The sequence below is a fragment of the Allobosea thiooxidans genome (assembly GCF_900168195.1).
GTDB classification, from domain to species: domain Bacteria; phylum Pseudomonadota; class Alphaproteobacteria; order Rhizobiales; family Beijerinckiaceae; genus Allobosea; species Allobosea thiooxidans.
In genome coordinates, this window is sequence record NZ_FUYX01000021.1 from 1 (window position 1) to 26604 (window position 26604).

The 26604-nt window shown below is 69.1% G+C and carries 25 protein-coding genes; 23 read left to right on the forward strand and 2 right to left on the reverse strand.

Translation table 11 applies throughout. The features are described from left to right. Positions 1-1046 (reverse strand): HAMP domain-containing protein (locus tag B5Y19_RS23885; protein ID WP_176168713.1); only part of this gene is annotated, 1046 nt, incomplete at its 3' end. Positions 1047-1308: 262 nt separating this feature from the next. On the opposite strand from B5Y19_RS23885, the gene hslV reads away from it, so the two are divergent. From hslV to trmB, 17 genes are all read left to right on the forward strand, one after another. Then, complete coding sequence (hslV, locus tag B5Y19_RS23890) at positions 1309-1878, forward strand: ATP-dependent protease subunit HslV (protein ID WP_176168714.1); 570 nt, start codon at positions 1309-1311, stop codon at positions 1876-1878. A gap of 39 nt (positions 1879-1917) precedes the next feature. Further along, on the forward strand, positions 1918-3228 hold the full coding sequence (hslU, locus tag B5Y19_RS23895) for an ATP-dependent protease ATPase subunit HslU (RefSeq protein ID WP_055730312.1): 1311 nt from the start codon (positions 1918-1920) through the stop codon (positions 3226-3228). Beyond that, positions 3228-4799 carry a murein biosynthesis integral membrane protein MurJ gene (gene murJ / locus B5Y19_RS23900; protein WP_055730313.1) on the forward strand — a complete coding sequence of 524 codons (1572 nt, stop codon included), beginning with the start codon at positions 3228-3230 and terminating at the stop codon, positions 4797-4799. Before hslU ends, murJ begins: the two co-directional genes overlap by 1 nt. A 46-nt stretch (positions 4800-4845) precedes the next feature. Beyond that, positions 4846-5892 carry a tryptophan--tRNA ligase gene (gene trpS / locus B5Y19_RS23905; RefSeq protein ID WP_055730314.1) on the forward strand — a complete coding sequence of 349 codons (1047 nt, stop codon included), beginning with the start codon at positions 4846-4848 and terminating at the stop codon, positions 5890-5892. Positions 5893-5973: 81 nt separating this feature from the next. Continuing rightward, on the forward strand, positions 5974-6468 hold the full coding sequence (locus B5Y19_RS23910; RefSeq protein WP_055730315.1) for a universal stress protein: 495 nt from the start codon (positions 5974-5976) through the stop codon (positions 6466-6468). A 140-nt stretch (positions 6469-6608) separates the two neighbouring features. Beyond that, positions 6609-7169: a NifU family protein gene (locus B5Y19_RS23915; protein ID WP_079592245.1), complete on the forward strand. Its 561-nt coding sequence runs from the start codon at positions 6609-6611 to the stop codon at positions 7167-7169. Positions 7170-7224: 55 nt separating this feature from the next. Beyond that, entirely contained in the window at positions 7225-7908 is a 684-nt protein-coding gene (gene tsaB, locus B5Y19_RS23920) for a tRNA (adenosine(37)-N6)-threonylcarbamoyltransferase complex dimerization subunit type 1 TsaB (RefSeq protein ID WP_055730317.1), read from the forward strand. Positions 7909-7961: 53 nt separating this feature from the next. Next, complete coding sequence (locus tag B5Y19_RS23925) at positions 7962-8456, forward strand: GNAT family N-acetyltransferase (RefSeq protein ID WP_079592247.1); 495 nt, start codon at positions 7962-7964, stop codon at positions 8454-8456. Positions 8457-8536: 80 nt separating this feature from the next. Then, the gene (locus B5Y19_RS23930; RefSeq protein WP_055730329.1) at positions 8537-9337 is read left to right on the forward strand and encodes a lysophospholipid acyltransferase family protein; all 801 of its coding nucleotides are present in this window, start codon (positions 8537-8539) and stop codon (positions 9335-9337) included. A gap of 82 nt (positions 9338-9419) precedes the next feature. Then, positions 9420-10790: a tRNA (N6-isopentenyl adenosine(37)-C2)-methylthiotransferase MiaB gene (gene miaB / locus B5Y19_RS23935; protein ID WP_055730318.1), complete on the forward strand. Its 1371-nt coding sequence runs from the start codon at positions 9420-9422 to the stop codon at positions 10788-10790. Between the two features lie 196 nt (positions 10791-10986). Next, positions 10987-12105 carry a PhoH family protein gene (locus B5Y19_RS23940; protein WP_079592249.1) on the forward strand — a complete coding sequence of 373 codons (1119 nt, stop codon included), beginning with the start codon at positions 10987-10989 and terminating at the stop codon, positions 12103-12105. Further along, positions 12102-12686, forward strand: a complete 585-nt coding sequence (gene ybeY, locus B5Y19_RS23945; RefSeq protein WP_055730319.1) for an rRNA maturation RNase YbeY — start codon at positions 12102-12104, stop codon at positions 12684-12686. Before B5Y19_RS23940 ends, ybeY begins: the two co-directional genes overlap by 4 nt. Continuing rightward, positions 12683-13672, forward strand: coding sequence for a hemolysin family protein (locus tag B5Y19_RS23950; RefSeq protein WP_055730320.1), 990 nt, complete (start codon positions 12683-12685; stop codon positions 13670-13672). The genes ybeY and B5Y19_RS23950 overlap by 4 nt, the downstream gene beginning before the upstream one ends. Then, positions 13672-15264, forward strand: a complete 1593-nt coding sequence (gene lnt / locus B5Y19_RS23955) for an apolipoprotein N-acyltransferase (protein ID WP_176168715.1) — start codon at positions 13672-13674, stop codon at positions 15262-15264. The genes B5Y19_RS23950 and lnt overlap by 1 nt, the downstream gene beginning before the upstream one ends. Positions 15265-15391: 127 nt before the next feature. Continuing rightward, entirely contained in the window at positions 15392-15805 is a 414-nt protein-coding gene (locus tag B5Y19_RS23960; protein WP_055730321.1) for a helix-turn-helix domain-containing protein, read from the forward strand. Between the two features lie 154 nt (positions 15806-15959). Beyond that, positions 15960-17165 (forward strand): methionine adenosyltransferase, encoded by a 1206-nt coding sequence (gene metK / locus B5Y19_RS23965; protein ID WP_055730322.1) that lies wholly within the window; start codon positions 15960-15962, stop codon positions 17163-17165. Between the two features lie 112 nt (positions 17166-17277). Continuing rightward, positions 17278-17970, forward strand: coding sequence for a tRNA (guanine(46)-N(7))-methyltransferase TrmB (gene trmB, locus B5Y19_RS23970; protein WP_055730323.1), 693 nt, complete (start codon positions 17278-17280; stop codon positions 17968-17970). Here the strand turns inward: trmB and B5Y19_RS23975 are convergent. Further along, positions 17945-19033, reverse strand: coding sequence for a DUF2336 domain-containing protein (locus tag B5Y19_RS23975; protein WP_055730324.1), 1089 nt, complete (start codon positions 19031-19033; stop codon positions 17945-17947). The two genes, trmB and B5Y19_RS23975, sit on opposite strands and share 26 nt — an antisense overlap. Positions 19034-19252: 219 nt before the next feature. Here B5Y19_RS23975 and rimP point away from each other — a divergent pair, with 219 nt between their 5' ends. From rimP to truB, 6 genes are all read left to right on the forward strand, one after another. Next, positions 19253-19948, forward strand: a complete 696-nt coding sequence (rimP, locus tag B5Y19_RS23980; RefSeq protein ID WP_079592251.1) for a ribosome maturation factor RimP — start codon at positions 19253-19255, stop codon at positions 19946-19948. A gap of 5 nt (positions 19949-19953) precedes the next feature. Continuing rightward, positions 19954-21546: a transcription termination factor NusA gene (gene nusA / locus B5Y19_RS23985; protein ID WP_055730325.1), complete on the forward strand. Its 1593-nt coding sequence runs from the start codon at positions 19954-19956 to the stop codon at positions 21544-21546. Positions 21547-21560: 14 nt separating this feature from the next. Then, entirely contained in the window at positions 21561-22253 is a 693-nt protein-coding gene (locus B5Y19_RS23990; RefSeq protein ID WP_055730326.1) for an RNA-binding protein, read from the forward strand. Then, positions 22250-25075, forward strand: a complete 2826-nt coding sequence (gene infB / locus B5Y19_RS23995; RefSeq protein WP_079592255.1) for a translation initiation factor IF-2 — start codon at positions 22250-22252, stop codon at positions 25073-25075. The genes B5Y19_RS23990 and infB overlap by 4 nt, the downstream gene beginning before the upstream one ends. A gap of 152 nt (positions 25076-25227) precedes the next feature. Further along, on the forward strand, positions 25228-25662 hold the full coding sequence (rbfA, locus tag B5Y19_RS24000) for a 30S ribosome-binding factor RbfA (RefSeq protein ID WP_055729149.1): 435 nt from the start codon (positions 25228-25230) through the stop codon (positions 25660-25662). Beyond that, entirely contained in the window at positions 25652-26599 is a 948-nt protein-coding gene (gene truB / locus B5Y19_RS24005) for a tRNA pseudouridine(55) synthase TruB (RefSeq protein ID WP_055729150.1), read from the forward strand. The genes rbfA and truB overlap by 11 nt, the downstream gene beginning before the upstream one ends. Positions 26600-26604: the final 5 nt, after the last annotated feature.

Here is a 26604-nt window from a genome sequence, read left to right on the forward strand (position 1 = left end):
ACCCGCCGCGTCAGGTCACCGCCCGCAATCGCCGACAGCGCCCCGGCAAACTCCGTCGTCGCCGTGTCCACAACAACGTTGATCTCGTTGATGCCGGCCACCAGGCGCTGCATCTGTTCGTCGGCGTCGTCGATCTGCAGACGGGCCGAGAAATCGCCGGAGGCGGCCGCCGCGACCACCTCGCCGACATCGGAGACGACCGCTTCCATCGACTGCGCCCGGGCGAGGCGCGCCGCGGCTGCGGCGCGCTCCTGCTCCTGCAGCAGCGCGACCTGCTCGGTGCTCTGGCGCAGCACCGCGACGGAACGCGCCATCGCGCCGATCTCGTCCTGCCGCTCGACATGCGGGACATCGATGTGCGTGTCACCCGCGGTAAGCTTCTCCATCACGCCGCTGAGATCGAGGATCGGGCTGGTGAGCGAGCGCCGGGAGAAGACGAGCGCGATACCGAAGGAAACAAGCAGGCTCGCGAGCAGCAGGACGGGCAGGAGCCACTGGATCTGGCGGGTGAAGGCGCTCGCCTCGTCGCCCGCATCGGCCGCAGCCTTCTCGATGCGCTGGCTGAAGCCGATGAGGAGGTCGTTCAAGGCCTTGCGGTTGGCGCGATTCTGCTCGTTGTTGCCCTGGTCATTGGCCGCGTCCGGCGACACCTCGCGCCCGAGGCGTGCCGTTTCGGTGCGGAAGACGATGAAATCCTCGACGCTCTTGGCGATCTTGCCGATGGTCTCGCGCTCCTCGGCCGGCGCGATCTTCTCGAGATCGGCGACGAAGCCGCGCAGGGTCGGGAAGCGGTCGACGATGCCCTTGGCGAAAGGCTCGGCCTCCTTGCTCGACTTCGCCATGTAGACCCCGCGCGAATCCATCACCACGGCGGTGACGACGCCGTTGATCCGCTGGGTCAGGAGCGCGATGTTCGCCTGGACATCGGAGCGTGCGTTCAGCGCATCGGTCCTGTACAGGCCGTAGAGACTGACGATCGCAGACAGTATGGCCCCGCCGGCGACGATGGCCAGCATGGCGAGAATCTTCAGGCGAATGGATTTCATGAGGATATGTCCGAGGCTGCTTCCGAACAATGGAAGCCGTTGCAGCATCGATCCTTTCGCCATTAACGATAAAGAACTGCTTAAAAGTTGAGCCGACCAAACGGAAGGTCGCTCGCAAACTCTGTGGGCAGCAACGCAGGCGGTCCGCCAGCCATGCCGGGCGGCCCCACCGCATTCGCCATCTTCGAGCTTGCCCCTTGATAGAGCGGCTTCGCCTGAACATCTTGGCATCTTCCGCCGTCAGTTTCCGGTTAGCCTGCCTATGTCCGAACAAAGCCAAGCTCCCGTCATGCACGCCACCACCATCCTGATGGTGCGCAAGGGCGGACGCGTCGTCATCGGCGGCGACGGCCAGGTCTCGCTCGGCCAGACCATCATGAAGGGCAATGCGAGGAAGGTCCGCCGCCTGGCGAAGGGCCAGGTCATCGCCGGTTTCGCCGGCGCGACCGCCGATGCCTTCACCCTGTTCGAACGGCTGGAGAGCAAGCTCGAGCAATATCCGACGCAGCTCCTGCGCGCCTGCGTCGAGCTCGCCAAGGACTGGCGCACCGACCGCTATCTGCGCCGGCTGGAGGCGATGCTGCTCGTCGCCGACAAGGAGGTCTCGCTGCTGATCTCGGGCACCGGCGACGTTCTGGAGCCCGAAGCGAGCGAGCATGGCGCGGTGATGGCGATCGGCTCCGGCGGTAACTATGCCCTGTCGGCCGCGCGCGCCCTGATCGATGTCGAGCCCGATGCCGAGGCGATCGTGCGCAAGGCGATGAAGATCGCCGGCGACATCTGCGTATACACCAATCATTCGCTTGTCATCGAGACGCTGGAAGCGGCCTGACCCCTGCCGCCGCCATTTCACCCGGAATACAGTAGGATCATGACCAGTTTCTCCCCCCGCGAGATTGTTTCCGAGCTCGACCGCTTCATCGTCGGCCAGAAGGACGCCAAGCGCGCCGTCGCCATCGCCCTGCGCAACCGCTGGCGCCGCCAGCAGCTCGAAGGGCCGCTGCGCGAGGAGGTCTCGCCGAAGAACATCCTGATGATCGGGCCGACCGGCTGCGGCAAGACCGAGATCGCGCGCCGCCTCGCCAAGCTCGCCAACGCGCCCTTCCTCAAGGTCGAGGCGACCAAGTTCACCGAGGTCGGCTATGTCGGCCGCGATGTCGAATCGATCGTGCGCGATCTCCTCGAGATCGCGATCGCGCTGGTGCGCGAGAGCCGCCGCAAGGACGTCGAGGCCAAGGCCCATCTCGCCGCCGAGGAACGGGTGCTCGATGCCCTGGTCGGCGTCAACGCCAGCCAGGCGACGCGCGATTCCTTCCGCCGCAAGCTGCGCAACAACGAGCTCGACGAGAAGGAGATCGAGGTCGAGATCGCCGCCGGCGCCGGGGCGGCCACGCCGATGTTCGAGCTGCCGGGCATGCCCGGCGCCTCGATCGGCGCGATCAATCTCGGCGACATGCTCGGCAAGGCCTTCGGCCAGAAGGGCAAGCCCAAGCGCGTGCTGGTCAAGGACGCCTATCAGCCGCTGCTGGCCGAGGAGAGCGACAAGCTGATCGACCAGGACGCGATCGTGCAGACCGCCATCCGCGAGGTCGAGAACAACGGCATCGTCTTCCTCGACGAGATCGACAAGATCTGCGCTCGTGAGGGCAAGGGCGGGGCCGACGTCTCGCGCGAGGGGGTTCAGCGCGACCTGCTGCCGCTGATCGAGGGCACGACGGTCGCCACCAAGCACGGCGCGGTGAAGAGCGACCATATCCTGTTCATCGCCTCGGGCGCCTTCCATGTCTCGCGCCCGTCCGATCTGCTGCCGGAGCTGCAGGGCCGCCTGCCGATCCGGGTCGAGCTCAACCCGCTCGACATCGAGGACTTCAAGCGCATCCTGACCGAGACGGAGGCGAGCCTGATCAAGCAGTCGGTCGCGCTAATGGCGACCGAGGAGGTCGCGATCGAGTTTCGGCCGGATGCGATCGACGCGATCGCGCGCATTGCGGTCGACGTGAACTCCACGGTCGAGAACATCGGCGCCCGCCGGCTCCAGACCGTGATCGAGCGCATCCTCGACGAGATCTCCTTCACCGCGCCCGACCGCTCGGGCGAGACCGTCGTCATCGATGCGGCCTATGTCGAGGCGCGCATCGGCGACCTCGCCAAGAATGCCGATCTGAGCCGGTTCATCCTCTGATGGGCGAACCGGCGGCAGCTGCCCCGGAAGCGTCCCGCCTCGCGCGCGATTCGGCCGTTGTCGGCGCCGCCACGGTCGCCTCGCGTCTGCTCGGCTTCGCCCGCGACGTGCTGATCGCGCGCCTCCTCGGCGGCGGGCCGGTCGCCGATGCCTTCCTCGCCGCGCTGCGCCTGCCGAATCTGGTCCGGCGCGTGCTCGGTGAGGGCGGCCTCAACGCACCTTTCGTGCCGCTTTACCTAGCCATCAAGAAGGACCGGGGCGAGGAGGCCGCGCTGCGCTTCGCCGGCGAGGCGGCCGGCCAACTCGGCCTGCTGCTGCTCGTCGTCGTCGCGCTCGGCGAGCTGTTCGCGCCTTGGCTGGTGCTCGGCCTGGCCGGCGGCTTCGCCGACGAGCCCGAAACGCTGGCCCTGGCGGCATCCTACACCCGGCTGATGCTGCCCTTCCTGCTGCTGACGACGCTCGCGGCCATGCTGGCGGCGCTCCTGAATGCCGAGAAGCGCTTCGCCGTGGCGGCGCTGGCGCCGGCGCTGATGAACGCGATCCTGCTCGCGCTGCTCCTGCTGCTGCATCTCGGCAGTGCGCAGCCGGAGGCGGGCGCGCGCTGGCTCGCGCTTTGCACCAGCCTGACCGGCCTCGCCCATCTCGCCATGATCCTGCTGGCGCTGCGCGGGCGCGGCCTGCCACGCCTCAGCCTGCGCTGGTCGCCGGACATGACCCGCCTCGTCCGCACCGGCGGAGCGACGCTGCTCGCCGCCTCCGCCGCGCAGCTTGTCCTGCTGGTCGCCACGCAGATCGCCTCGGCCGAAGCCGGGGCCGTCGCGGCGCTGTACTATGCCGACCGCGTCTTCCAGCTGCCGCTCGGCTTCGTCGGGGTCGCGATGGGGACCGTGGTGCTGTCCGACATGGCGGCGGCTGCGGATCGCAACGGCCCCGACGCCACACTGGGCCGTGCGCTGGCGCTCGGCCTCGCGCTCGCCTTGCCGGCTGCGGCGGCGCTCGTCGCTTTGGCCGAGCCGATCGTCTCGGTGCTGTTCGAGCATGGTCGCTTCGGCGCCGGGGACCGCGAACGCACCGCGGCGGCGCTGGCCGCCTTCGGCTGCGGCCTGCCCTTTGCCGTTGCGGCCAAGGTCTTCGGCCAGGTCTATTTCGCCCGCCGCCTGCCGCGCCTGCCGCTGGCCAGCGGCTGCCTCGCGGTGCTCGTCGCCGTGCTCGCGGGGCTTGCGCTCGCTGATGCGGGCGATGCCGCCCGGAATGCGGCGCTGGCGGCGACGCTCGCCTTCGGCGTCCAGGCGCTGCTGCTCGGCGCCATGCTGCTGCGCGACGGCATCTGGCGCCCCGGCTTCGGCAATCTCCGCCCGATTGCGGCGAGCCTCCTCGCCAGTGCGATCATGCTCGTCGTGCTGGGCCTGCTGCTGCGGTGGCTCGCCATGCCTCTGGCCCCGGACCAGCCGATCCTCCACCGCATCGGCGCGCTCGGCCTGCTCTGCTCCGGGGGGCTGGCGGCCTATGCTCTGGCGGGCTGGCCGCTCGGGGCTTTCGGCGCTCTCCCCTTGCGCAACCGGCGGGGTTGAGCCAGAAGCGCCGCTTCCTCCCTCCATCGTGACGACGGAGTGCCCCATGTCGGGTTTTCATCAGCGCGTATTCTCAGGCATGCAGCCGACCTCGACGCTGCATCTCGGCAACTATCTCGGCGCGCTGACCAACTGGGTGGCGATGCAGAAGACGCATGAATGCGTGTTCTGCGTCGTCGACATGCACGCGATCACGATGTGGCAGGACCCCGCCGACCTGAAGCGCGCCATCCGCGAGGTCACCGCCGCCTATATCGCCGCCGGCATCGATCCCAAGAAGAGCATCATCTTCAACCAGAGCCAGGTGCCGGGCCATGCCGAGCTCGCCTGGATCTGCAACTGCGTCGCGCGGCTGGGCTGGATGAACCGGATGACCCAGTTCAAGGAGAAGGCCGGCAAGGACCGCGAGAACGCCTCGCTCGGCCTCTACGCCTATCCGAGCCTGATGGCGGCCGATATCCTGCTCTACAAGGCGACGCATGTGCCAGTCGGCGAGGACCAGAAGCAGCATCTGGAGCTCACCCGCGACATCGCCCAGAAGTTCAACAACGACTTCGCGCCGCAGATCGCCGAGCTCGGCCTGGGCACCGGCGAGCTCGGCTTCTTCCCGCTGCCGGAACCGATGATCATGGGGCCGGCCCAGCGTGTGATGAGCCTGCGCGACGGCACCAAGAAGATGTCGAAGTCGGACGCCTCCGACTATTCGCGCATCAACCTGACCGACGATGCCGACGCCATCGCGCAGAAGATCCGCAAGGCGAAGACCGATCCCGAAGCGCTTCCCTCCGAGGCGAAGGGGCTCGAGGGCCGGCCGGAGGCCGAGAACCTCGTCGGCATCTATGCCGGGCTGTCAGGCATCGCGAAGGCGGAGGTGCTGCAGCAGTTCGGCGGCGGCCAGTTCTCCGGCTTCAAGGCCGCGCTGGTCGATCTCGCGGTCGAGAAGCTTGCTCCGATCGCCGGCGAGATGCGCCGCCTGCTGGCCGAGCCGAAGCATATCGACGCCATCCTCGGCGAGGGCGCGGCACAGGCCGACGCCATCGCCGCGCCGATCATGCGCGAGGTCAAGGACATCGTCGGCTTCGTCCGAAGCTGAGGCAGGACCGCAGGATGGGCTTGCGCCGGTGCGCCGGGACGGGCCACCATGCGCCTCCCTGAAGCGGCGGCAGGACAGTTCATGGTCAAGAGACGCCGGTCCTACGAGACAGGCCATCGCCCGAAATTTCTCGCGGTGGTCGATGACAGCGAGGAATGCGCCAAGGCGATTCGCTTCGCCGCGCGCCGTTGCGCGCGCGTCGGCGCCTCGATCGTGCTGCTCGGCGTCGCCACGCCGCCCGAGCACGAGACCTGGCTCGGCGTCGGCGAGGTGATGCAGGCGGAAGCCGAGGCCGAGGCCGAGAAGCGGCTCGACGTCGCGGCTGCCGCCGTGCGCTCGCTCGCCGGCCTCGAGCCCGAGAAGGTGGTACGCACCGGCGACAAGGCCGACGAACTGGTCAAGCTGATCGAGGAGGACGAGGACATCTCGCTTCTCGTTCTGGCCGCCGGCACCGGCCGTGAGGGCCCCGGCCCCCTGGTCAGCGCGCTCGCGGGCAAGTCCTCCGCCAGCTTCCCGATCCCCGTCGCCATCGTGCCGGGTCATCTCGAGGATGAGGAAATCGACGCGCTCGCCTGAACGGAAAGAGCGGCGTGGAGTCTGGGCCTGTCCCCGCGCAGCGGATGCCACGGCCGCGCTTCGCGCTGGAATGATTCCAGCGACGCGCCTATATCGAGACCAGGAACGGCGACCTTGAATCGCCGGTACCGGAGGTATCCATGTTCATCCAGACCGAAGCGACGCCGAATCCGGCGACCTTGAAATTCCTGCCGGGCCGCATCGTCATGGGCAGCGGCACGCTCGACCTGCGCGATGCCGACGACGCCGTGCGCTCGCCTCTAGCCCAGCGCCTGTTCGGCGTTTCCGGCGTTTCCGGCGTCTTTCTCGGCTCCGATTTCATCACCGTCACCAAATCGGACGGGGAATGGCCGCATCTGAAGCCGGCGATCCTCGGCGCGATCATGGAGCATTTCATGTCCGGCGCCCCGGTGCTGGCCGAGAATTCCGCCGCCGACCTGGAGGATGAGGGCGAGTTCTTCGCGCCCGAGGATGCCCAGACGGTGGAAACCATCAAGGATCTGCTCGAGACGCGGATCCGCCCGGCCGTGGCCGGAGACGGCGGCGACATCACCTTCCGTGGCTATCGCGACGGCACGGTCTATCTCGTGATGAAGGGCGCCTGCTCGGGCTGCCCGTCCTCGACCGCGACGCTGAAGCACGGCATCCAGAACCTGCTGCGCCACTTCCTGCCGGAAGTGCGCGAGGTCGAAGCGGTCTGAACCGGACGGAGGCTGTGGGTGACGACGGGCCGGGCTTTCGCGGAATGAAGACCTGATGCGCATTCTCGCGATCGATACCGCCCTCGGCGCCTGCTCGGCCTGCGTTCTGGAAGCCGGCGCAGCCGCGCCGCTCGCGCAGGAGCAGCTCGCCATGGAGCGCGGCCATGCCGAGGCGCTGATGCCGCTGGTCGAGCGCGTTATGAAGGGCGTCGAAGGCGGCTTCGGTTCGCTCGGTCGCGTCGCCGTCACCGTCGGTCCGGGCAGCTATACCGGCTTGCGTGTCGGGGTCAGCGCCGCCCGGGCGATCGCCTTCGCCGCCGGCATCCCCGCTGTCGGCGTCACCACCGTCGCCGCCTGCGCCGCCCCGTTGATCGGGCGCGAATCGGGGCGGGTCATCGCCGCGGCGCTCGACGCCCGCCACGGGCAGGTCTGGTTCCAGGCGCTGACGGCGGAGGGCAAGCCACTCGTCTCGCTGCGCCAGGTCAGCTATCGCGATGCCGCCCGCGCCATCGGCGCCGGGCCCGTCAGCCTCGTCGGCTCCGCCGCGCTGCCGGTCGCCAACGAGGCCTGGGCGATCGGGCTCGATGCGCTGGTCGTCGATGACGCGAAGGCACCGGACATCGCCTGGGTCGCGCGCCTCGGCCTCATCGCCGATCCGCAGAGCGCCCCGCCGCGCCCCCTCTACCTGAAGGCGCCGGAGACGACGCCGCAGGACAAAGCGCGCCTGCCGCGCCGGTGAGCGCCTCACCCAAATGGTGGTTGCCGCTGCCGGAATCCGTGCGAACAAGCGGAATGGACTGGCTTCGCAAGATCCTTCATCCCGACGCGGCGCCCGCCCGCACGATGCGGCTCGATACGAGCCATGCCCGCCATGTCGCCGGCCTGCATCACCAGGGCGGCTTCGCGCGCGGCTGGGAAGTGGCGGAATGCGGCGCGTTGATCGCCGATCGCGCGGTCGTTGCCGATGGCGTGTTCGGCAGCGCCCAGCATCCCCTCGGCTTCGCCATGTCTCGCAAGGCGGTCGACGAGGCCGAGGTTCTGAGCATCGTGGTCGCCCCCGGCAGCCGTGGTGGTGGCCTGGGCTGCGCGCTTCTGGCGGCGCATCTGGCCCGGCTCGCCGAGGAGGGCGTGGCCCGCGTCTTCCTCGAGGTCGAGGACGGCAATCTGCCGGCGGAGCGGCTCTATCGCCATTTCGGCTTCCGCGAGGTCGGCCGCCGCAAGGGCTATTACCCGAAGCCCGATGGCAGCCGTGCCGCGGCGATCGCGATGCGTCTCGATCTCGCGTGACATTGCCGCGCAATCGCGCCATTGACGGCATCCCCGAAGCCAGCGAGACACCCCGCCCCGATGTCCGGACCCGCCAGCGCATGAACGGATTACGCGTCGGCGCGGTGCTGCGCCTCGCCATGCTCATCGGTGGCACGCTCGGGCTCGTCCTGCTGCAGCTCGTGGTCATGCGGCTCGCGCCGAAACGGGGCGGCGCCATGCCGCTGCGCTTTCACCGCCTCACCTGCTGGTGCCTCGGCGTGCGGCGCCGAGTCAGGGGCGAGCCGCCTCCGGACGGAACCGGCGGGCTGATCGTCGCCAATCACGTCTCCTGGCTCGATATCGGCGTCATCGGCGCCGAGCGCTATCTCGCCTTCGTCGCCAAGAGCGAGGTCGCCCGCTGGCCCGTGGTCGGCTTCCTCGCCAACCTGCAGCGGACGCTCTACATCGACCGGCAGCGCCGCGGCGCGACGGCCGGGGTCGCGGCCACCATGGGCGCGCGCATTGCGGCCGGGGAGGCCGTCGTGCTCTTCGCCGAGGGCACGACCGGCGACGGCACGCACATCCTGCCCTTCCGCTCCTCCCTGCTCGGCGCGGCGCATCAGGCGATGGGCGATGCCGAGGCGGATGTGACGGTCTATCCGCTGACCATCACCTATACCGGCCTGCAGGGCCTGCCCGGCGGGCGCATCGAGCGGGCCGGGCTCGCCTGGTATGGCGACACCGAGCTCTGGCCGCATCTCAAGCATGTGCTGGCCTGCGGCGCCGTCGATGTCGAGCTGGTCTGGGGCGAGCCGATCGCGATGGGCCGGACGATGTCCCGCAAGGAGGCGACGCGGCGGGCCGAGGGCGCGGTCCGCGCCGCCCGGCGCGAGGCGGTCACCGGCCGTCCGGCCGGCTGAAGCGCGCGGCTGGATCGGGCTGCCGTTTTCAAGGCGCCCGATCCGCAGTAAAGGAAACGTTTTGGAGTTCCGACCCGCGACGATGAAGAAAGTCCACATCAAGTCCTTCGGCTGCCAGATGAACGTCTATGACGGGCAGCGCATGGCCGACATCCTGAGCCATCAGGGCTATGAGGAGACGGCGACGCCGGAGGGCGCGGACCTGATCCTGCTCAACACCTGCCATATTCGCGACCGGGCCGTGCAGAAGGTCTATACCGAGCTCGGCAAGATGCGCGACATCAAGAGGGCGCAGGGGGCGGAAGGGCAGGAGACGAAGATCGTCGTTGCCGGTTGCGTCGCCCAGGCCGAGGGCGGCGAGATCCAGCGCCGCCAGCCCGCCGTCGACCTCGTCGTCGGGCCGCAGGCCTATCATCGCCTGCCGGAGCTCCTGGCCGAGGCCGGCAAGCGCCGCATCGTCGACACCGACCTGCCGGTCGAGGACAAGTTCGGCTTCCTGCCGGCGCCGAAGCCGCAGGCCATCCGCGCGCGCGGCGTCTCCGCCTTCGTCACGGTCCAGGAAGGTTGCGACAAGTTCTGCGCCTTCTGCGTTGTGCCCTATACTCGCGGGGCGGAATTCTCGCGCCCGGTGGCGCAGGTCATGGCGGAGGTGGAGCGGCTGGCCGAGGCCGGCGTGCGCGACGTCACCCTGATCGGCCAGAACGTCAACGCCTATCACGGCGAAGGGCCGGACGGTGCGGTCTGGGGCCTGGCGCGGCTGATGCATCGCGTCGCCGAGGTGCCGGGCATCGCCCGCATCCGCTACACCACCAGCCATCCGCGCGACATGGACGAGGATCTCATCGCTGCCCATCGCGACCTGCCCCAGGCGATGCCCTTCCTGCATCTGCCGGTACAGGCGGGCTCCGACCGCATCCTGGCGGCGATGAACCGCAAGCACACCGGCGACGAGTATCGCCGCCTGATCGAGCGCATCCGCGCTGCCCGCCCCGACATCGCGCTGTCCTCCGATTTCATCGTCGGCTTCCCCGGCGAGACCGATGCCGATTTCGAGGACACGATCCGGCTCGTCGACGAGATCGGCTTCGCTTCGAGCTATTCTTTCAAATACTCGCCGCGTCCGGGCACGCCGGCTGCCGAGCTCGAGGCCCAGATCCCGCGCGCCGTGATGGACGAGCGGCTCTACCGGCTGCAGGAGCGCATCGAGCACCATCGCCAGGCCTTCAACGCCGCGACGGTCGGACGGACGGTGGATGTCCTGCTCGAAAGGACGGGCCGCCACCCCGGACAGCTTGCCGGAAAGTCGCCCTACCTGCAGGCTGTGCAGATCGAGGGCGGTACGAATCGGATCGGCGACATCGTGCCGGTGGTGATCGAGCGGGCGGGCTCGAACTCGCTCTTTGGCCGGCTGGCGGAGCCGGGTGAGACGGGCGGAGAGGACATGGCGGCTTGAGCGCGCCGCGGATCGTGCCCATCTCCTTCCGGAAGGCGACGGCCTGTCATCAGGCTGAGATCGTTGCGTTCGGTTATGCTGCGAGACGACCCGATCGGGCGCTCCTGCCCGGTGGGGACGGGGCGCCAGGGAGATGACGCATTTGCCACAGGCTGATTCGACGACGCCGAGACCCGACCGGACCCCGCGGCGCGAGATGCCGCCGGCGCGAACCGAGAGCGCGGCCCGTGACGGGCTGCCGGCTACCGAGGTTGTGTTGTCCTTCGACGACAACCGCCTCGCCAGCCTGGTGTTCGGTCAATACGACCAGAACCTTGCCCATCTCGAGCGGCGCCTCGGTGTCGTGATCAACCCCAACGGCAACCAGCTCACCGTGAAGGGGCCGCGCGAGACGGCCGAGCAGGCCGGGCGCGTGCTGAAGACGCTCTATGCCCGCGCCAAGGCGGGCGCGCCGGTGACGCTCGGCGAGGTCGATGGTGCGATCGAGGAGAGCAACGTCCAGCGCTCGCTGTTTCCGGCTGCCGATGTCGGCAAGGCCTCCTTCGATGCGGTGATCACCCGCAAGCGCGGCCCGGTCAGGGCCCGCAACGCCGCGCAGGACGCCTATCTGCGCCAGCTCAAGCGCCATGAGCTCGTGCTCGCCGAAGGCCCGGCCGGCACCGGCAAGACCTGGCTCGCCGTCGGCCATGCCGTCTCGCTGATCGAGCAGGGCGTGGTCGAGCGCATGATCCTGTCCCGTCCGGCGGTGGAGGCCGGCGAGCGGCTCGGCTTCCTGCCCGGCGACATGCGCGAGAAGGTCGATCCGTATCTGCGCCCGATCTACGACGCCCTCAACGACTTCATGGAGGCGCGCCATGTCGAGCGCGGCCTGCAGACCGGCATGATCGAGATCGCGCCGCTCGCCTTCATGCGCGGCCGCACGCTGACCAACGCCGTCGTGCTGCTCGACGAGGCGCAGAACGCCACCACGATGCAGATGAAGATGTTCCTCACCCGCCTGGGCGAGGGCTCGCGCATGATCATCACCGGCGATCCCTCCCAGATCGATCTGCCGCCCGGGCAGCGCTCGGGCCTCGTCGAGGCGGTGAAGCTGCTCAAGGATGTCGAGGGCGTCGGCTATGCGCGTTTCGAGGAGGGCGATGTCGTCCGCCACGAACTGGTGCGCCGCATCGTTCTGGCCTATGAGACCGCTGCGCGCCGCGAGCGCGAGGAGCGGGAGGAGCGCTTGCGCAATCCCGAAGCGCCTGCGGACCTGCACCGCGAGGGCGACAGCGAAGGGCTGAAGCGGATGTTGGCGCGGGAGCGGCCGCGATGAACGATCGACCTCGTGGGCGGCGCGGAGCGCCGCCACCCGAGACGTCCCCGGATCTCAGCCTCGACGTCAGGGCCCAGTCGCGCCGCTGGCACGAGCTGGGCACTCTCGCGCAGCTGCGCGGGCTGATCGGCGAGGCGCTGGCGGCCGGCCTGGCCGTCGCGCCGCGCAAGCCCTTGCCGGGCGCCGAACTCAGCCTCCTGCTGACCGACGACCGGCGCATCCGCGTCGTCAACCGCGACTGGCGCGGCTTCGACAAGGCGACGAACGTGCTCTCCTTCCCGGCCGCGCCGCCGGAACGGATCGCCGCAAGCCCGCTCCTCGGCGATATCGTCCTCGCCTACGAGACCGTGCTGCGCGAGGCCGAGGCCGAAGGCAAGGCCGCCTCCGACCATCTGCGCCATCTCGTCATCCATGGCCTGCTGCATCTGCTCGGCGAGGATCACGAGACCGAGGCCGAGGCCCGGCGCATGGAGGCGCTCGAAGTCGCCGCCCTGGCGAGCCTCGGCGTCGCCGACCCCTATGCCGACGGCGAACTCCTGGCCGCCGCACCCCTTTCCTCCGTACAGCCCTTGAAGCCATGAGCGACGACAGTCGACAATCATCCAGCGAAACCAACGGCCGTGGCCTGGGCCACTGGCTCGGCCAGTTCCTCGATCGCCTGGGCCTGCGCGGCGGCGGCACCGCCCGCGAAGAGATCGTCGAGGCCCTTGCCGAGGAAAACGGCGAGCTGGCCGATCTTTCGGCGCAGGAGCGCTCGATGCTCAGCAACGTGCTGAGCCTGCGCGAGCGCCGCGTCGGCGATGTCATGATCCCGCGTGCCGACATCGTCGCCGTTCCGGCCGAAGCCACGCTCGACGAGCTGCTCGCGCATTTCCGTACTGCGGGCCATTCGCGCCTGCCGGTCTTCGACGAGACGCTCGATGATCCGCGCGGCATGGTCCATATCCGCGACTTCCTCGAATACATCGCCGAGAAGGCGCGCCCCGGCGAGGAACAGGCTCCGGCGGAAACGGGCAAGCTCGCGGTGCCGCATGACCTCTCGGCGGTCGATCTCGCGACGCCGCTTTCGGCGACGAAGCTGCTGCGCCCCGTGCTCTATGTGCCGCCATCCATGCCGGCGGTCGATCTCCTCGTCCGGATGCAGGCGACGCGGACCCATATCGCGCTCGTGATCGACGAATATGGCGGCACCGACGGGCTGGTCTCGATCGAGGACCTGATCGAGATCGTCGTCGGCGACATCGAGGACGAGCATGATCTCGAGGAGACGCCGATCGCGCCCGCCGGTGAGGGCTGCTTCACCGCCGATGCCCGCGCCACCCTGGACGAGCTCAAGCAGGCGACGGGTGTCGACCTCTCCGGCAACGAGGTCGCGGACGATATCGACACCCTGGGCGGCCTGATCGTGACGCTCGCCGGCCGCGTTCCGGCCCAGGGCGAGGTCGTCGAGGGGCCGGAGGGCCTGTGGTTCGAGATCGTCGATGCCGATCCGCGGCGCGTGAAGCGCCTCACCATCCATCGCCGCAACCAGCCGGCATCCGAAGAGACGGCGATGGAGCACGGCTGATGCGGCTGGCTGCGCTGGCGGAGGCCGTCATCCTGGCCTGGGGGTGGCGGAAGCGGCTGATCGCGCTCGTCGCCGGCGCGAGCGGGGCGTTGGCTTTGCCGCCGCTCGATCTCTGGCCGCTGATCATCATCCCCATGACGGTTGCGGTCTGGCTCGTCGATGGCGCCGTCGGCACCGGCAGGGGCAGCCGCTTCCGCGCCGCCTTCGCCGCCGGCTGGTGGTGGGGCTTCGGCTTCTTCCTTGCCGGGCTGTGGTGGCTCGGCGCCGCCTTCCTGGTCGAGGCCGACAAATTCGCCTGGGCGATGCCGCTCGGCGTCGTCGCCCTGCCGGCCTTCCTGGCGCTTTTTCCCGCTCTCGCCTTCGGCGCAGCGCGGCTGGCCTGGCCGCAGGGCGCGGGCCGCATCCTGGTTCTGGCCGCGGCGCTGGCGGCCAGCGAATGGCTGCGCGGCCATGTGCTGACCGGCTTTCCCTGGAACGTCTACGGCATGATGCTGGCAGGCGAGATCCATCTCGCGCAGTTCGCCTCGCTGGCGGGGCTCTACGGCCTCACCCTGCTCGCCGTCGCGATCGGCGCCGCACCGGCGGTGCTGGGCACGGCGAAGACGCGGGCCGGTATCTGGACTGCGCCGCTGCTGGCGCTGGCGACGCTGGCGGGGCTGTTCGCCTTCGGGCTCTGGCGCGTTCCGGCCGGCCCCTCGCCGGTGGTGGCCGGGGTCGCGCTTCGGCTGATGCAGCCCAACCTGCCCCAGGACGCCAAGTTCAACGGGCGCAATGGCGAGGCCATCCTCAACCGCTATCTGGAGCTGAGCGACCGGGCGACCAGCCCGACGACGCCGGGGCTCCAGCGCGTGACGCATCTGATCTGGCCGGAATCCGCTTTCCCGTTCCTGCTCGGCCGCGAGCCGCGGGCGCTTGCGCGCATCGCCGCCGTGCTGCCGCCCGACGTCACCCTGATCACCGGCGCTGCCCGGGCCGGGGAGACGCTGCCGGGCGAGAGCCGGCCGCCGATCTACAACGCGATCCAGGTGGTCAACGACGAGGGCGTCATCGTCGCCAGCTACGACAAGGTCCACCTCGTTCCCTTCGGCGAATATCTGCCGCCCTTCCTCGAGAGGTTGATCCGCAGTGTCGGCCTGTCCGAATTCGTCTCGATCCCCGGCGGCTTTGCGGCGGGACGCGCGCGCCTGCCGCTGGCGATCAAGGGCCTGCCCGGCGCCGCGCCGCTGATCTGCTATGAGGCCGTCTTTCCCGGCGAGGTCGCCGTGCGCGGCCCGCGGGCCGGGTTCTTCCTCAACCTGACCAATGACGGCTGGTTCGGCCAGACCAGCGGTCCCTATCAGCACTTCGCCCAGGCGCGGCTTCGCAGCGTCGAGGAAGGGCTGCCTCTGGTGCGGGTGGCCAATACCGGCATCTCGGCGGTCGTGGACGCCTATGGCCGGACGGTCGCCAGCCTGCCGCTCGGCGTCGAAGGGGTGCTCGACGCGGCCCTTCCGCGCCCCGGCCCGACCACGTTCTACGCCTGGGCGGGAGACCTTGTCTTTGCCGGGATGCTGCTCGTTTTTCTGGCAATTTCGCGCCTGAGAGCCGCCTGATCATCCCATTTGGAACATTTTTCCCGGAAAGAGTGGACCGGTTGCGGGGCCTATAATAAAGGACGGCTTCCGCGCCGACCAGGATGGCGGCTCCTGGTCATGACACTGACGCAAGAGCAGGTGAATCATGATCAAGAAGGTCCCCAACCCGATCGACCGCCATGTCGGCAGTCGCGTCCGGATGCGCCGCATGCTGGCCGGGATCAGCCAGGAAAAGCTGGGCGATGCGCTGGGTCTGACCTTCCAGCAGGTGCAGAAATACGAGAAGGGCTCGAACCGCATCAGCGCGAGCCGGCTGCAGCAGATCGCCAAGATGCTGGACGTGCCGGTGGCGTTCTTCTTCGATGGCGCGCCGACGGCGGACATGCCGGCCGGAGGCTTCTCCGATTCCGCCGCGACGGCCTATATTTCCGACTTTCTCGCGACCAGCGAGGGTGTGCAGCTGACCAAGGCCTTCACGCGGATCAAGAGCAGCCGCGTGCGCCGTCGGATCATCGATCTGGTCGAGGCCCTGGCCGAGGAAGAGACCGGAACGGCCTGATTTTCGCCATCCTGCGTTCGGCCTGACGAACGATCCTCCCGATAAACGAATTATTCCGCTTGACGGCGAACGCGTCCGCTGCAATGACGGAGCGCTTCATGGGCTGGCGCGTGCGCCGGCCTTTTCCGTGTGCTGATTCAGGGGTCCCACGGCCGTGTCACGCCAGAATTATCTGTTCACCAGCGAGTCCGTCTCCGAGGGGCATCCCGACAAGGTCTGCGACCGCATCTCCGACGAAATCGTCGATCTGTTCTTCAAGGAAGCCGTCAAGGCCGGCTATGAGCCGTCTAAGGTGCGCGTCGCCGCCGAGACGCTGGCGACCACCAACCGCGTCGTCATCGCCGGCGAGGTCCGCACCCATCTCGACGAGAAGCAGATCAAGTCCAAGGTGAAGTCGGCCGCCCGCAAGGCGATCCGCAACATCGGCTACGAGCAGGACGGCTTCCACTGGAAGAAGTGCAAGATCGACGTGCTGCTGCACCCGCAGTCCGCCGACATCGCCCAGGGCGTCGACGAGGCCGGCAACAAGGATGTCGGCGCCGGCGACCAGGGCATCATGTTCGGCTATGCCAGCCGCGAGACGCCCGAGCTGCTGCCTGCCCCGATCTACTATGCCCACAAGATCCTCGAGACGCTGACGCTCGCCCGCAAGAAGGGTGAGGGCGATGCCGCCAAGCTCGGCCCTGACGCCAAGAGCCAGGTCACGGTCAAGTACGAGAACGGCAAGCCGGTCGGCGTCACCCAGATCGTGCTCTCGACCCAGCATCTCGACGAGAAGCTGAGCTCGGAAGACGTCCGCAAGATCGTCGAGCCCTATATCCGCGAGGCTCTGCCGGAAGGCTGGATCTCCAAGGACACCGTCTGGCACATCAATCCGACCGGCAAGTTCGTGATCGGCGGCCCCGACGGCGATGCCGGCCTCACCGGCCGCAAGATCATCGTCGACACCTATGGCGGCGCGGCTCCGCATGGCGGCGGCGCCTTCTCGGGCAAGGATCCGACCAAGGTCGACCGCTCGGCCGCCTATGCGGCGCGCTACCTCGCCAAGAACGTCGTCGCCGCCAAGCTCGCGGATCGCGCCACGATCCAGCTCTCCTACGCCATCGGCGTCGCCAAGCCGCTGTCGATCTATGTCGACCTGCACGGCACCGGCAAGGTCGACGAAGCCAAGCTGGAAGACGTGCTCGGCAAGATCGTCGATCTCTCGCCGAACGGCATCCGCACGCATCTCGGCCTCAACAAGCCGATCTATGCCAAGACCTCGGCCTATGGCCATTTCGGCCGCAAGGCTGGCCGCGACGGCAGCTTCTCTTGGGAGAAGACAGATCTCGTCGACGCGCTGAAGAAGGCCGTCGCCTGAGCGACGCGCGCCTGAATCGCATGCGGAAACCGGGGCGCGAGCCCCGGTTTTTCTTTGGGCCGCGGCGACTCGGGGCTTGATCCCGCCGCCTCGAGCGGCAAAGGCGAAGGCCATGAACGACGAGCACGACAACGACCGCGCCTTCTACGGCCGCCGCAAGGGCAAGGCGCTGCGCGACGGCCAGAGCCATCTGATCGCGGAAGCGCTGCCGCGCCTGCGCTTGCCGGAGGGCGAGATCGCCGATCTGAAGGCGCTGTTCCCGCAGCCGGTCGAAGCGGTCAGGCTGGAGATCGGCTTCGGCGGCGGCGAGCATCTGCTGATGCGGATGCGCGAAAGCCCGCAGATTGGCTTCATCGGCGTCGAGCCCTTCATCAACGGCATGGCCAAGTTCCTGGCCGTGGCCGAGCGCGAGGGGCTGACCAATATCCGCGTCTGGGACGACGATGCCGCGCTGCTGCTGCCGCGCCTGGCGGCGGGCGGCCTCGATGCCATCGATCTGCTCTATCCCGACCCGTGGCCGAAGCGCCGCCAGCGCAAGCGCCGCTTCGTTTCCGAGCACACGCTCGCCCTGTTCGCGCGTGCGCTGCGTCCCGGCGGACGCTTCCGCTTCGCCAGCGACATCGACGACTATGTCGGCTGGACGCTGTCGCGCCTGCTGGTCTCGCCGGATTTCGACTGGACCGACGAGCGGCCCGGCGACTGGCGCACGCCCTATCCCGGCTGGATCCGCACCCGCTACGAGGCGAAGGCGGTCCGCGAGGGGCGCATTTCCAGCTATCTCACGGCTTTGCGTCGCGCATCCTGAGGAAGCCGAGCACGCGTTGCGCGGTGCTCTGGGCAAGATTGCGGAAGTTCTCGCGGGCCCGCTCCAGGGCCGGCTGCGACTTGCCGAAATCCTTGCGCAGCGAGATCAGCGCCGCTGTCGTCTCCCATGACCAGCCGAGCGCGCGGGCGACGAGCAGGATCGCCTCCCGATCGGTGCCGAGGATGACCTGCTCGCTGGCCGGCAGGCTGAGCTGCGCCAGCACGGCGACGGCGCAGATCGCGTGCTCCGTCGCGCCGTCCCGGGCGAAGGACCGGACGCTCGCCTCGTCGAGCCGGCCGGTCTCGTTCAGCTCGCGGATCTCGACGAGGGCGGCGCTGATCGCGCCGAGCTCGCCCGGCATCTGCCCTCCGGCCGCGATCGCGTCTGCGCCGCGCTCCACCGCCCCGTCGACCTCCTTGGTCAGCGTTGGTTCCAGGCCTTCGTTCAGGCGACGGCGGGCGGAATTCTTGGCGGCGATCATCAGCTGGTCGACCAGCTCGGCCGGGACGTCGCGGCGCAGGCCGAGCGTCGCCTGGAGCGCGTCGTCCTGGGCTGCGCGCATCACCAGCACGCCCATGCCGTGCCGCGAGAACCGGGCGGTCTGGTTGGCGGCGACCGCATGGGTGACGACGCGTCCGCCGCGCAGGATCAGGAAGTCCGTGACGGGCTCGCCGAGATCGGCCCGTTCGGTGATGGCGAGCATGTGGTCGCGCCCTTTTGCGGCGGCGACGGCGACCAGGTCCTGGTCGGCCAGGCGCGGGGACTGCACCAGCACGGGCCGCGCCACTGCGATCTCGTCCAGCGCGAGCTGGCGCACCACGCCGCTCGGCGCGTTGGGGACAGGCGCGATCCGTTCCGACAGCTCGACGCGGGCCCGCAGTTCGATCGCGCGCGACAGGCGGCCGATCACCACGTCGAAGACGCCGATCTGCTCCTCGTCCATCTCGATCGCCGTGGCGAGGAAGAGATCGGTCAGGCGGGCGAGGATCACGGCGCGCTCGTCGCCGGAGCCGCGCGCCATCGTCGCTTCGAGGTCCCGCAGCAGCGTCGCGACCGCACTCATACTCTGTCCTCAACCGCTGTTCCCGCCTTCCAGACTGGCAGGCAAGGATGACCATCGGGTTAGCGCCATCGCTCGGAGCTTGCATATCGGGGCGATGCGGACTAAATAGCGCCCAACAGCTCTGGTATCGGTTAACGCCGATGATCAAGAGCGGGCCGACCGGCCCGCTCTTTTTTATTGGCCGCGACCCGCCGGAGGCAGACGGGGACGGCCCGGATCATGAGCGAACCGACAAGCGAACCGACAGCAGCGCCCGATCAGGAAGCGCGCCTCGTCGTCGAGAGCGGCGTGGCGGCGCGTGTCGCGACGATCGTCGAGCCGCCGATCGTCGATCTCGGCTACCGGCTGGTGCGCGTGCGCGTCACCGCCCAGAACGGCTGCACCGTGCAGATCATGGCCGAGCGGCCCGACGGCTCGATGACGGTCGAGGGGTGCGAGGAGATCAGCCAGGCGGTCTCGCCGGCGCTCGATGTCGACGATCCGGTCCAGGCGGCCTATCATCTCGAGATCTCGTCGCCGGGGATCGACCGGCCGCTGGTGCGCGCGAGCGATTTCGAGCGCTGGGCCGGCCATCTCGCCAAGATCGATACGAGCGAGCCGGTCGCCGGCCGCAAGCGCTTTCGTGGTATCCTGCGCGGCGTCGCCGGCCAGGATGCGCTGCTGACGCGCGACGACGCCAAGAGCGAGGAAGAGCGCGACGTCGCCATCCCGATGCGGCTGATCGCCGAGGCGCGGTTGGTCCTGACCGACGCGCTGGTCACCGAGTCGCTGCGCCGCGGCAAGTCCGGCCTGCCGCCGGAGATGCCGGCCGCCGAAGAGATCGCCAGCCCGAAGAAGGGCCGAGGAAAATCGCTGGGACCGCGGCCGACCAAGGCCGGCAAGACGGACCCGCAGGAAGACAACGAAGAGGAGTGAGCGTCATGGTCGTCAGCGCCAACAGGCTCGAACTGCTGCAGATCGCCGACGCGGTCGCCCGTGAGAAGTCGATCGATCGCCAGATCGTCGTCGACGCCATGCAGGACGCCATCGCCAAGGCCGCGCGCTCGCGCTACGGTGCCGAGACCGACGTCCATGCCGAGATCAACACCAAGACCGGTGAGCTGCGTCTCGCCCGCCATCTCCAGGTCGTCGAGACCGTCGAGAATCCTGCGGTCGAGATCACCGTCGACGAGGCCAAGCGCCACAACCCGGCCGCCCAGGTTGGCGACGTCATCGCCGATCCGCTGCCGCCCTTCGATTTCGGCCGCATCGCCGCCCAGTCGGCCAAGCAGGTCATCGTCCAGAAGGTGCGCGAGGCCGAGCGCGATCGCCAGTACGACGAGTACAAGGACCGCATCGGCGAGATCGTCAACGGCGCGGTCAAGCGCGTCGAATACGGCAATGTCTTCGTCGATCTCGGCCGTGGCGAAGCGATCATCCGCCGCGACGAGATGATCCCGCGCGAGACCTTCAAGGTCGGCGACCGGGCGCGCGCCTATGTCTACGACGTGCGTCGCGAGCCGCGTGGCCCGCAGATCTTCCTGTCGCGCACCCATCCGCAGTTCATGGCCAAGCTCTTCGGCCAGGAAGTGCCCGAGATCTATGACGGCATCGTCGAGGTGAAGGCCGTCGCTCGCGATCCGGGCTCGCGCGCCAAGATCGCCGTGATCAGCCGCGATTCCTCGATCGACCCGGTCGGCGCCTGCGTCGGCATGCGCGGCTCGCGCGTGCAGGCCGTCGTCGGCGAGCTGCAGGGCGAGAAGATCGACATCATTCCGTGGTCGCCGGATGTCGCGACCTTCGTCGTCAACGCGCTGCAGCCGGCGGAAGTCGCGAAGGTGGTGCTGGACGAGGAAGCCGACAAGATCGAGGTCGTGGTGCCGGACGAGCAGCTCTCGCTCGCCATCGGCCGCCGCGGCCAGAACGTCCGCCTCGCCTCGCAGCTCACCGGCTGGGACATCGACATCCTGACCGAGCAGGAGGAGTCCGAGCGCCGCCAGAAGGAATTCCTGCAGCGCACCGACCTGTTCATGAACGCGCTGAACGTCGACGAGACGGTCGGCCAGCTCCTGGCTTCGGAAGGCTTCCGCAATGTCGAGGAGGTCGCCTATGTCGACCTCTCCGAGCTCGCTTCGATCGAGGGCTTCGACGAGGACACGGCGTCCGAGATCCAGAGCCGTGCGCAGGAGCATCTCGCCGCCGTCGAGGCGGAGCTCGACGAGAAGCGCCGCGCGCTCGGCGTCGAGGACGACTTGCGCGAGGTCGAGGGCATCACCACCTCCATGATGGTCGCGCTCGGCGAGAACGACGTGAAGTCGGTCGAGGATCTCGCCGGCTGCGCCACCGATGACCTGATCGGCTGGACCGAGCGGAAGGACGGCGAGGCGACGCGCCATGCCGGCTATCTGGACGGTTTCGATCTCTCCCGTCAGGATGCCGAGGCCATCATCATGGCCGCCCGCATCCGCGCCGGCTGGGTCGAGGCCGCGGCCGAAGAGCCCGAAGCTGAAGCCGGCGAGGCGGCCGAGGCCTGAGCGGAGCTGTCGCGGTGAAGGCGGCGGCGCAGAAGGATGGTCCCGAGCGGAGCTGCGTCGTCACGCGGGTCGTGAAGGCCCCTGACGATCTGATCCGCTTCGTTGCGGGCCCGGATGGCGTGCTCGTGCCGGATCTGCGGCGCAAGCTGCCCGGGCGCGGCGTCTGGGCGAGCCTCAGCCGCAAGGCCGTCGTCGAGGCGATCAAGCGCAAGGCCTTCGAGCGTTCGCTGAAGGCGAAGGTCGCGGTTCCGGCGGATTTGCCGGATATGGTCGATCAGCTGATGCAGCGCGATGCGCTGCAGGCGCTGTCGATGGCGAACAAGGCGGGGCTCGTGACCGCCGGCTTTGCCAAGGTCGAGGCGCTGGTCGGCTCCGGTCGCTGTCTTGCCGTCATCGCGGCCAGCGATGGTGCCGAGGACGGCAAGCGCAAGATCGGCCAGGCCATCCGGCGGGCCGAGGCGGCGCGCGAGGCCGAAGGGCTCAAGGCCCGCATGCTGCCCGTCGTCGCGATTTTCACGGCGGCGGATTTGGAATTGGCGTTGGGGCGCGCACATGTGATACATGCCGCGCTTGCTCCGGGCCCGGCGGCCGAGGGAGTTCTCTCCCGCTGGCGTCGGCTCGTCCGTTACCGGACGGACGATACCGCCGCATCCGACCAGAACGACACCGAAGACACGACCGAACCGGCAGGACCGAACGCGGAATGACCGATACCAAGAACCCGGGCGACAAGACTCTGACCGTCAACCCGCCCAAGACCCTGTCGCTGAAGCGGCCTGTCGAGCAGAGCACTGTTCGCCAGAGCTTCTCGCATGGGCGCTCGAAGCAGGTCGTCGTCGAGGTCAAGCGCCGCGTCGCCGGGCACGAGACCAAGGAGCCGGTCGCGCCCCGTGCGCCGCAGGCGCCGGCTCAGCCCGCTCCGCGCCCGGCCGCTCCGGCTCCGCAGCCCGCCCAGCGTCCGGCTGGCGGCATGCTGCTGCGCACCCTCTCCGACGAGGAGAAGGATGCCCGCCAGCGCGCACTCTCCGAGGCTCGCAACAGCGAGGCGGAAGCCCGGCGCATCGCCGAGGAGGAGGCACGCCAGCGTGCCGCCGCCGCCGAGCGCGAGCGCCAGGAGCGTGAAGCCGCCGCTGCCCGCCAGCGCCAGGAAGAGGAGCGCAGGCGCCACGAGGACGAACAGAAGCGCCGTGCCGAGAGCGCCGCCCGCCAGCGCGACGACGTCGCGCGCCCGGCTGCGCCGCCTGTCGCGCCGCGCGAGCCCGCTCCCCCGGCCCAGGCGCAGGCCCCCGCGCCGCAGCCGACCCAGTATTATGGCCGCCCGGCGCCGTCCGGCCCGCGCGAGTTCACCTCGCGTCCGCCGATGCGCGACACCGGCGCCCGCCCGCCGCGCCTGGACTCGCGTCCGCCGCGTTCCGACTCGCCGCGCCCGCCGCGGATGGATGCGTCGGCTCCGGCCGAGCCCGCGATTGCGCGTCCCGTCCGTCAGGCGCCTTCGGCCAATACCACGCGTAACCGCTCGGACGATGTCGACGTCAAGGCCGCGTTCCGCCGTCCCGGCCTGAGCGCCGGCGCCGGTCGTGGCCCTGCTCCGGCTGCGCCCAAGGTTCCGAAGAGCCCCAACGACAAGCCGCGCGGCCGCCTGACGCTGGCCACCGCCACCGGCGGGGATGACGAGCGGACGCGTTCGGTCGCCTCCTTCCGCCGTCGCGTGCAGCGCATGACCGGCCATCGTGCTTCCGACGCTCAGAAGGAGCGCGTGATGCGTGAGGTGATCATCCCCGAGACGATCACCATCCAGGAACTCGCGAACCGCATGACGGAGCGCGGCGTCGACGTCATCCGCCTGCTGATGAAGCAGGGCGCGATGCACAAGATCACCGACGTGATCGACGCCGACACCGCCCAGCTCATCGCCGAGGAGATGGGCCACACCGTCAAGCGCGTCGCTGAATCCGACGTCGAGGAAGGCCTGTTCGACACGCCGGACACCGACGAGACCCTGGAGTCGCGCCCGTCGGTCGTGACGATCATGGGCCATGTCGACCACGGCAAGACCTCGCTGCTCGACGCGATCCGCAAGACCAAGGTCGTCACCGGCGAGGCCGGCGGCATCACCCAGCATATCGGCGCCTATCAGGTGACGACGCCGCTGGGCTCGAAGGTGACCTTCATCGACACGCCGGGCCACGCCGCCTTCACGGCGATGCGCGCCCGCGGCGCCAAGGTGACGGATATCGTCGTGCTGGTCGTGGCGGCCGATGACGGCGTCATGCCGCAGACGGCCGAGGCGATCCAGCACGCCAAGGCGGCCGGCGTGCCGCTGATTGTGGCGATCAACAAGGTCGACAAGGCCGACGCCAACCCGGACCGCGTGCGCGCCGAGCTGCTGCAGTACGAGATCCAGGTCGAGTCGCTCGGCGGCGAGACGCTCGAGGTCGAGGTGTCCGCCAAGACCGGTCACAACCTCGACAAGCTGCTCGAGGCGATCGCGCTGCAGGCCGAGGTGCTCGATCTCAAGGCCAATCCGGATCGCGCCGCCGAAGGCACCGTCATCGAAGCCAAGCTCGACCGCGGTCGTGGGCCGGTCGCGACCGTGCTCGTCCAGCGCGGCACGCTGCGCACCGGCGACATCGTCGTGGCGGGCGCCGAATGGGGCCGCGTCCGCGCCCTCATCGCCGACACCGGTGCCCAGGTGAAGGAGGCTCCGCCCTCCATGCCGGTCGAGGTGCTCGGCTTCAATGGCACGCCCGAGGCCGGCGACCGCGTCGCGGTCGTCGAGTCGGAAGCCCGCGCCCGCGAGATCACCGAGTATCGCGAGCGTCAGCGCCGCGATCGTCTGGCCGCCCGCGGTGCCGCTTCCGGCGCCGGCCGCTCGCTTGCCGAGATGATGCGCGAGCTCAAGGAAGGCGCCGGCCGCAAGGAGTTCCCGCTCGTCGTCAAGGGCGACGTGCAGGGCTCGGTCGAGGCTATCGTCGGGGCTCTGGAGAAGGTCGGCAACGACGAGGTGCGTGCCCGCGTGCTCGCCTCGGGTGTCGGAGCCATCACGGAGTCGGACGTCACGCTCGCCCAGGCTTCCGGCGCGGTCGTGGTCGGCTTCAACGTGCGCGCCCACAAGGAAGCGCGCGAGGCGGCCGACCGGGCCGGCGTCGAGATCCGCTACTACAACATCATCTACAACCTCATGGATGATGTGAAGGACGCGATGTCGGGCCTGCTGGCGCCGACTCTGCGCGAGACCATGCTGGGCAACGCGAGCATCCTCGAGATCTTCAACGTCTCGAAGGTCGGCAAGATCGCCGGCTGCCGCGTCACCGACGGCACGATCGAGCGCGGCGCCCATGTCCGCCTGATCCGCGACAACGTCGTGGTTCACGAGGGCAAGCTCGGCCAGCTCAAGCGCTTCAAGGACGACGCCAAGGAAGTGGTGGCCGGCCAGGAATGCGGCATGGCCTTCGAGAACTACCAGGACATGCGTGTCGGCGACGTGATCGAGTGCTATCGCGTCGAGGAGATCAAGCGCAGCCTGTAAGGCTGCGCTTCCCGAAGCAGCGCGTCATGGCCGGGCTCGTCCCGGCCATCTCGTGACGAGAAGAGCGCGTCAGGCGCCTCATCTTCGAAGAGACGGTCGGGTCGTGTCCGGCCGTGACGTTTGATCCGGTCCGATCCCGGAGAACGAGTATCATGGCCAAACCTGCAAAACCTTCCGGTCCGTCCCAGCGGCAGTTGCGCGTCGGCGAATTGATCCGCCACGCCCTGGCCGACATGCTCTCGCGCGGCGACATCCATGACGACGTGCTGGCGAAGCATGTCGTCACCGTGCCCGAGGTGCGCCTCTCGCCCGATCTCAAGCTCGCCACGGCCTACATCATGCCGCTCGGCGGGCAGGACGTCGCGCCCGTGCTCAAGGCCCTCGACAGCCACAAGCGCTATATCCGTGGCGAGATCGCCCATCGCGTGAACCTGAAATACGCGCCCGACATCCGCTTCCGTGCCGATGAGAGCTTCGCGGAGGCCGAGCGCATCGACGCGCTGCTCGACTCCGAGCAGGTCCGCCGCGACACGCTGCGCCAGCCCCTCAAGATCGACCAAGACGACGACCGTGACGATGACCGCTGAGAGCAAACCCGAAGCCGCCTCCAGCCCGGAGAATGCTCCTGCGCCGCGTCCGCGGAAGCGCGACGTCCATGGCTGGGTCGTGCTCGACAAGCCGGTCGGCATGACCTCGACCCACGCCGTCGCGGTGGTCAAGCGCGCCTTCTCGGCGAAGAAGGCCGGCCATGCCGGCACGCTCGATCCGCTGGCCTCGGGCCTGTTGCCGATCGCGCTCGGCGAGGCGACCAAGACCGTCCCCTTCGTCATGGACGGCCGCAAGGCCTATCAGTTCACCGTGGCCTGGGGCACGCAGACCAATACCGACGATACCGAGGGCAGCGTCATCGCGACCTCGGACAAGCGCCCCGACGAAGCCGCCATCGCGGCCCTGCTGCCGCGCTTCACCGGCACCATCCTGCAGACGCCGCCGAAGTTCTCCGCGATCAAGATCGCCGGCGAGCGCGCCTACGACCTCGCCCGTGACGGGGAGGACGTCGAGCTGGAGGCACGGCCGGTCGAGATCGACGCGCTTTCCATCGTCAGCCATGACGGCGACAGCACCACCTTCGAGGCCGAATGCGGCAAGGGCACCTATGTCCGCGCCATCGCCCGCGACCTCGGCCTGGCGCTCGGCTGCCTCGGCCATGTCGCGCATCTGCGCCGCACCCGCGTCGGGCCCTTCACGGTCGCCGAAGCGGCCGGCGTCGATGCCCTGCGGGAGAGCCCGGAGAGTGCGCTCGCGGCTCTCAGGCCGGTCGAGGCGGCGTTGTCGCTGATCCCCGAGATCGTGCTCCATCGCGATGCGGCGGCCCGTATCAAGCGTGGCCAGAGCGCGCTGCTGCGCGGCGCCGGTGCGCCGGTGCAGGCCGAGGCCGCCTATGCAACCTGCGGCGGCACGCTCGTAGCGACGGGCTCCGTCGAGAACGGCGAGTTCGTCCCCCACCGCGTCTTCAATCTCTGAGCCTG